This window comes from Corynebacterium provencense (assembly GCA_900049755.1).
Classification (GTDB): domain Bacteria; phylum Actinomycetota; class Actinomycetes; order Mycobacteriales; family Mycobacteriaceae; genus Corynebacterium; species Corynebacterium neomassiliense.
In genome coordinates this window covers 1-4,699 of the sequence record LT160601.1, presented here as the reverse complement: position 1 = coordinate 4,699, position 4,699 = coordinate 1, and the positions used below count along the sequence as shown (strand labels likewise).

Below are 4,699 nucleotides of genomic sequence, written 5' to 3'. Positions count from 1 at the left end.
CCGGCTCCTTGTCTCTTATAAACAGCTAGATGTGAATAAGCGACACCCTGCGGACCGACCGCTGCTCGGCGTCCCCGTGGTCGTCAAGGAGAAGCACGCCGTCGCCGGTCATCCGGTCGACCAGGCTGTTCCCGCCACCGTGCAGACCCCGGACGTCGACCACCCGGTGGTCGCCAGACTGCGCGCGGCAGGTGCCGTCCTCGTCGCGCGCACCGCCAACCCGGAATTCTGTGCGGCCACGTTCACCGATTCCGCTGCCCACGGCGTCACCCGCAACCCGTGGAACCCGGAGTTCACCCCGGGCGGTTCATCCGGGGGCTCGGGTGCCGCCCTCGCCGCCGGTTACGCCCCGCTGGCCACCGGTTCCGACATCGGAGGTTCCACCCGTATCCCCGCGACATTCTGCGGGGTGGTCGGCTACAAGGCGCCCTACGGTGTCGTCCCGGGTCTGCATCCTTCGACGATGGACTGGTACCGCAGCGACTCGGCGATGGCCCGCACCGTCGGGGATGTCCTTCTCATGCACAATGTCATCGCCGGCCGGCATCCCGCCGACCCGAACAGTGTCCCTCTGGGACCGGTCACGGAGCCGGAGGACGGCTGGTCCGTGGCAGGGCACCGGATCATCGTCTCCGAGACGCTCGGGGACTACCCGGTGGACGACACGGTGGTCGACAATCTCCGGGCCGCGGCCGATGCCCTGGCTGCCCGGGGCGCGGTCATCGAACACCGGAACCCGGACTGGACCGTCGCCGAGCTGATGGAGGTGGCCATGGCGCACTACGGTCACACACTGGCCCCGGGGATGGAGGAGGTCATCGAGTCCTCCGGTGCAGAGGTCTCCCCGTACATCACCCAGTTCATCGACCACACCCTGGCGGCTGCGGCGAGAATGCCGCTGTACGAGACCATGGTCCGCGAAACCCGGATCCACACCGAACTCGGCAGGCTCCTGGACGGAGCGACCGCGCTCATCACCCCGGTGACAACGGCAGATGCCCTGCCTGCGGAAGCTCCGCTGGTCTCGGTGAACTCCCGCGGCGAACACTACTGGGCCACGCACATGGCGGTGCCCTTCAACATCTGCAACCGGAACCCGGCCCTCGCCGTGCCGACCGGTGTCGGTCCCCGCGGCGTGCCCACCGGGCTCCAGATCGTCGGCGACACCTATGACCAGCAGGCCGTCTTCCGCGTCGGGTTCGCACTGGAGGACGCCGGGACCGGGGTTCTGCAGGCCCGCGGCGACGTCCCGGACACAACCGCGTAACAACCGGACAACAACCGGTCAACAACTGGACACTGTGTCCGGACGTACCTGTTTTCCGGGCCGGAACGGCCACCGCCGGACCACGGTGTTCGTCGGAGAATAGGTGCATGACCACAGCAGAAACCACCTACGGCCTCGCCTCGCAGCTCGTCGGTGCCGGTTTGACCGGTGCCGACCTCGACGCAGAGGTCCTCCGCAGCGACCACGACAACGTGTTCCACTCCTGGTCCGCCCAGAACCATCTTCCGGATTCCGTCATCGCCGGGGGAGAGGGGGCCCGGCTGTGGAACCACGCCGGGGACCAGTTCCTGGACTTCACCAGTCAGCTCGTCAACGTCAACATCGGCTACCAGCACCCGGCTGTCGTCGAGGCGATCAGGGAGCAGGCGTCACAGTTGACGACCATCGCCCCGGCGACCGCCAACCGGACGCGGGCCACCGCCGCCCGCAAGATCCTCGACCATGTGCCGGACACGTTCAGCAAGGTCTTCTTCACCAACGCCGGTGCGGACGCCAACGAGAACGCCATGCGTCTGGCCCGTCAGGTCACCGGCAGGGACAAGATCATCTCCCGGTACCGCTCCTACCACGGCAACACGGGATCAGCGGTGGTCGCCACCGGCGACTGGCGGAGGATCCCCAACGAGTTCGCCCGCGGCCACGTCCACGTCTTCGGCCCCTACCTCTACCGCTCCGAGTTCTACGCGCAGACTGAGGCGGAGGAGTGCGAGCGGTCACTGCGCCACCTTGAGCATGTGATCCTCGCCGAGGGTGTGGACACTGTCGCCGCAGTCCTCCTCGAGACTGTCCCGGGTACCGCCGGGATCATGGTTCCGCCGCCCGGCTACCTGGCGGGGGTGCGGGAGATCTGCGACCGTCACGGCATCATCATGATCTGTGACGAGGTGATGGCGGGGTTCGGTCGCACCGGTTCCTGGTTCGCCTTCCAGCAGCACGGTGTCGTCCCCGACCTGGTGACCTTCGCCAAGGGCGTGAACTCCGGGTATGTCCCGGCCGGTGGCGTCATCATCAGCGACGCCGTCGCCCGGCATTTCGACGAGACGGTCTTCCCCGGTGGTCTGACCTACTCCGGGCACCCTCTGGCGATGGCTGCGATCGTCGCCACCGTCACAGCGATGGAGGAGGAGGGCATCGTCGACAATGCCGCCACTGTGGGGTCGGAGGTCATCGGCCCCCGGCTCACCGCCCTGACGGAGGACCCGGTGACATCACCGGTCGTCGGTGAGGTGCGTGGCAGCGGGGTGTTCTGGGCGGTCGAACTCGTCGCCGACCGGGACACCCGGGAGCCCCTGCCGGCGGAGAGGATGTCCGCGATCAGGCGTCGTTGCCTGGAGCAGGGACTCCTCGTCACTGTCGCCGGTAACCGCATCCATGTCGTTCCTCCGTGCATCATCACGGCGGAGGAGGCGGAGCAGGGTCTCGACATTCTCGTCGCCGCGATCGCCGCAGAAGCAGGGGAGGACAACTGACATGAGTTCCATCTCCGCACCGGCCGACCGTGTCCGTCGCGTCCTCGTCACCGGGGCGTCCTCCGGGATCGGGGCGGCGACGGTACGCCGGCTCAGCTCCGAGGGCATGCACGTCATCGCCGCGGCCCGCCGCGCAGACCGCCTCGCTGACCTGGCGGCCGAGACAGGGTGTGAGGCCTTCCCGCTCGACGTCACCGACGACGCCGCGGTCGCCGGACTCGTCGACCACCTGTCGTCCACCGGTGGTCTCGACGCCGTCGTCAACAATGCCGGGGGAGCGCTCGGACTCGACATGGTCGAGGACGCCGACCTCGACGGGTGGCGTCACATGTACGAACTCAACGTGCTCGGAACTCTGCGCGTCACCAGGGCTGTGCTTCCGCTGCTCCGCGAGGCCGGTCACCGCCACGGCACCGGCGACGTCCTCGTCGTCACCTCCACCGCCGCCCACGGTGCCTACGAGGGAGGGGCCGGCTACACCGGGGTCAAGCACGCCGAACGGATGCTGACCACCACCCTGCGCTGGGAGATCGTCGGTGAACCTGTCCGGGTGCTCGAGGTTGCGCCGGGCAACGTCGCCACCGAGGAGTTCTCGCTCGTGCGTTTCGACGGGGACGCCGAACGTGCGGCGAAGGTCTACGAGGGCTACCAGCCGTTGCTCGCCGAGGATGTCGCCGACGTCATCTCCTTCGGCCTGACCCGCCCGGACCACGTGAACATGGACCTGATGGTCGTGCGGCCGCGGGCGCAGGCGCACAACACGAAGATCGCCCGCGACCCGCAGTTCACGGCCGGTACATAGAGGCCGGGCAGGCGCCGAGCCCCTGTCGCCCCCTGCCGTCTCCCCACCGGATCAGCAGCAGATGCGCAGGAGACCGGCAGCAGTTCCGCAGCAGACCGGTGGGCCGGCCTCTGTACCCTGGGAACGTATGCACCCCACCACCGGCACCACCCGTCATCCCCTGACCGTCACCCGCGGGTACCGCACGGACCTGCCCTTCCCCGCCGCACAGGTGTGGGACTGGCACACCCGGCCGGGCGCGGTGGTCCGGCTCACCCCGGGACTGTCCCGGATGCGGGTCACCGCACAGGCGGACAGTCTGCGCGACGGCACCACCGTGTTCGACCTCCCCGCCGGCCTGCGCTGGGAGGCCCGGCACGATCCCGCCGGCTATTCCGGGGGGCACCGTTTCACCGACGTCTGCGTCAGTTCCCCGTTGCGGGAACTGACGCGGTGGCGGCATGAACACCTCGTCGAACCCGGCACCGGCGCGTCCGCCGACCCGTCGTCGGATCAGAGCAGGGGCACGTCGGCCGTGACCGACCGGATCACCGCCAGAGTCCCGGCGCTGCTGCTCGACCGCATCGCCGCCTACCGTGGACGGCAGCTCACCGACGACCTCACACACCTCGCCGCATTCCGCGACGAGGACGCCACCCCCCTCACCGTCGCCGTCACCGGGGCCTCCGGGCTTGTCGGCACCCGCCTCGTCGCACTGCTCGGCACCGCAGGACACACTGTCATCCCGCTGAGCAGGTATGACGCCCCCGGCGTCCGCCGCTGGGACCCCTCATCGCCCGACCCCGGGCTGCTGGAGGGGGTGGACGCCGTGGTCCACCTCGCCGGTGCCCCGATCTTCGGGCGTTTCAACCGGTCACACATGGATGCCGTGCGGGACTCGCGGGTCGGACCGACACGACGACTCGCGGCGGTCGCGGCGTCCTGCGGGGTGAGGACCTTCGTCTCCGCCTCGGCCGTCGGATTCTACGGGGCGCGGCGTCCGGAACCGGTGGAGGAGGACGCCCCGCAGGGCACCGGATTCCTCGCCGACGTCGTCGCCGACTGGGAGGCGGACTGCGCGGTCGCCGCAGACGCCGGCCTGCGCGTCGTCAACATCCGGACCGGTCTGGTCCTCGCCGGCGGGTCGCCGCTGCTCAGCCT

Annotated in this window: 4 protein-coding genes; all 4 read left to right on the top strand. The window is 69.3% G+C overall.

From position 1 onward, the window contains the following. Nucleotides 1-31: 31 nt before the first annotated feature. Nucleotides 32-1,267, top strand: coding sequence for an amidase (locus BN3906_RS13750; RefSeq protein ID WP_078057550.1), 1,236 nt, complete (start codon nucleotides 32-34; stop codon nucleotides 1,265-1,267). 107 nt (nucleotides 1,268-1,374) lie between these two features. Beyond that, complete coding sequence (locus BN3906_RS13745) at nucleotides 1,375-2,757, top strand: aspartate aminotransferase family protein (RefSeq protein WP_078057549.1); 1,383 nt, start codon at nucleotides 1,375-1,377, stop codon at nucleotides 2,755-2,757. 10 nt (nucleotides 2,758-2,767) lie between these two features. After that, entirely contained in the window at nucleotides 2,768-3,559 is a 792-nt protein-coding gene (locus BN3906_RS13740; protein ID WP_390620357.1) for an SDR family oxidoreductase, read from the top strand. A 127-nt stretch (nucleotides 3,560-3,686) separates the two neighbouring features. Beyond that, the coding region (locus tag BN3906_RS13735) for an NAD-dependent epimerase/dehydratase family protein (RefSeq protein ID WP_066590233.1) at nucleotides 3,687-4,699 on the top strand (1,013 nt) is incomplete at its 3' end.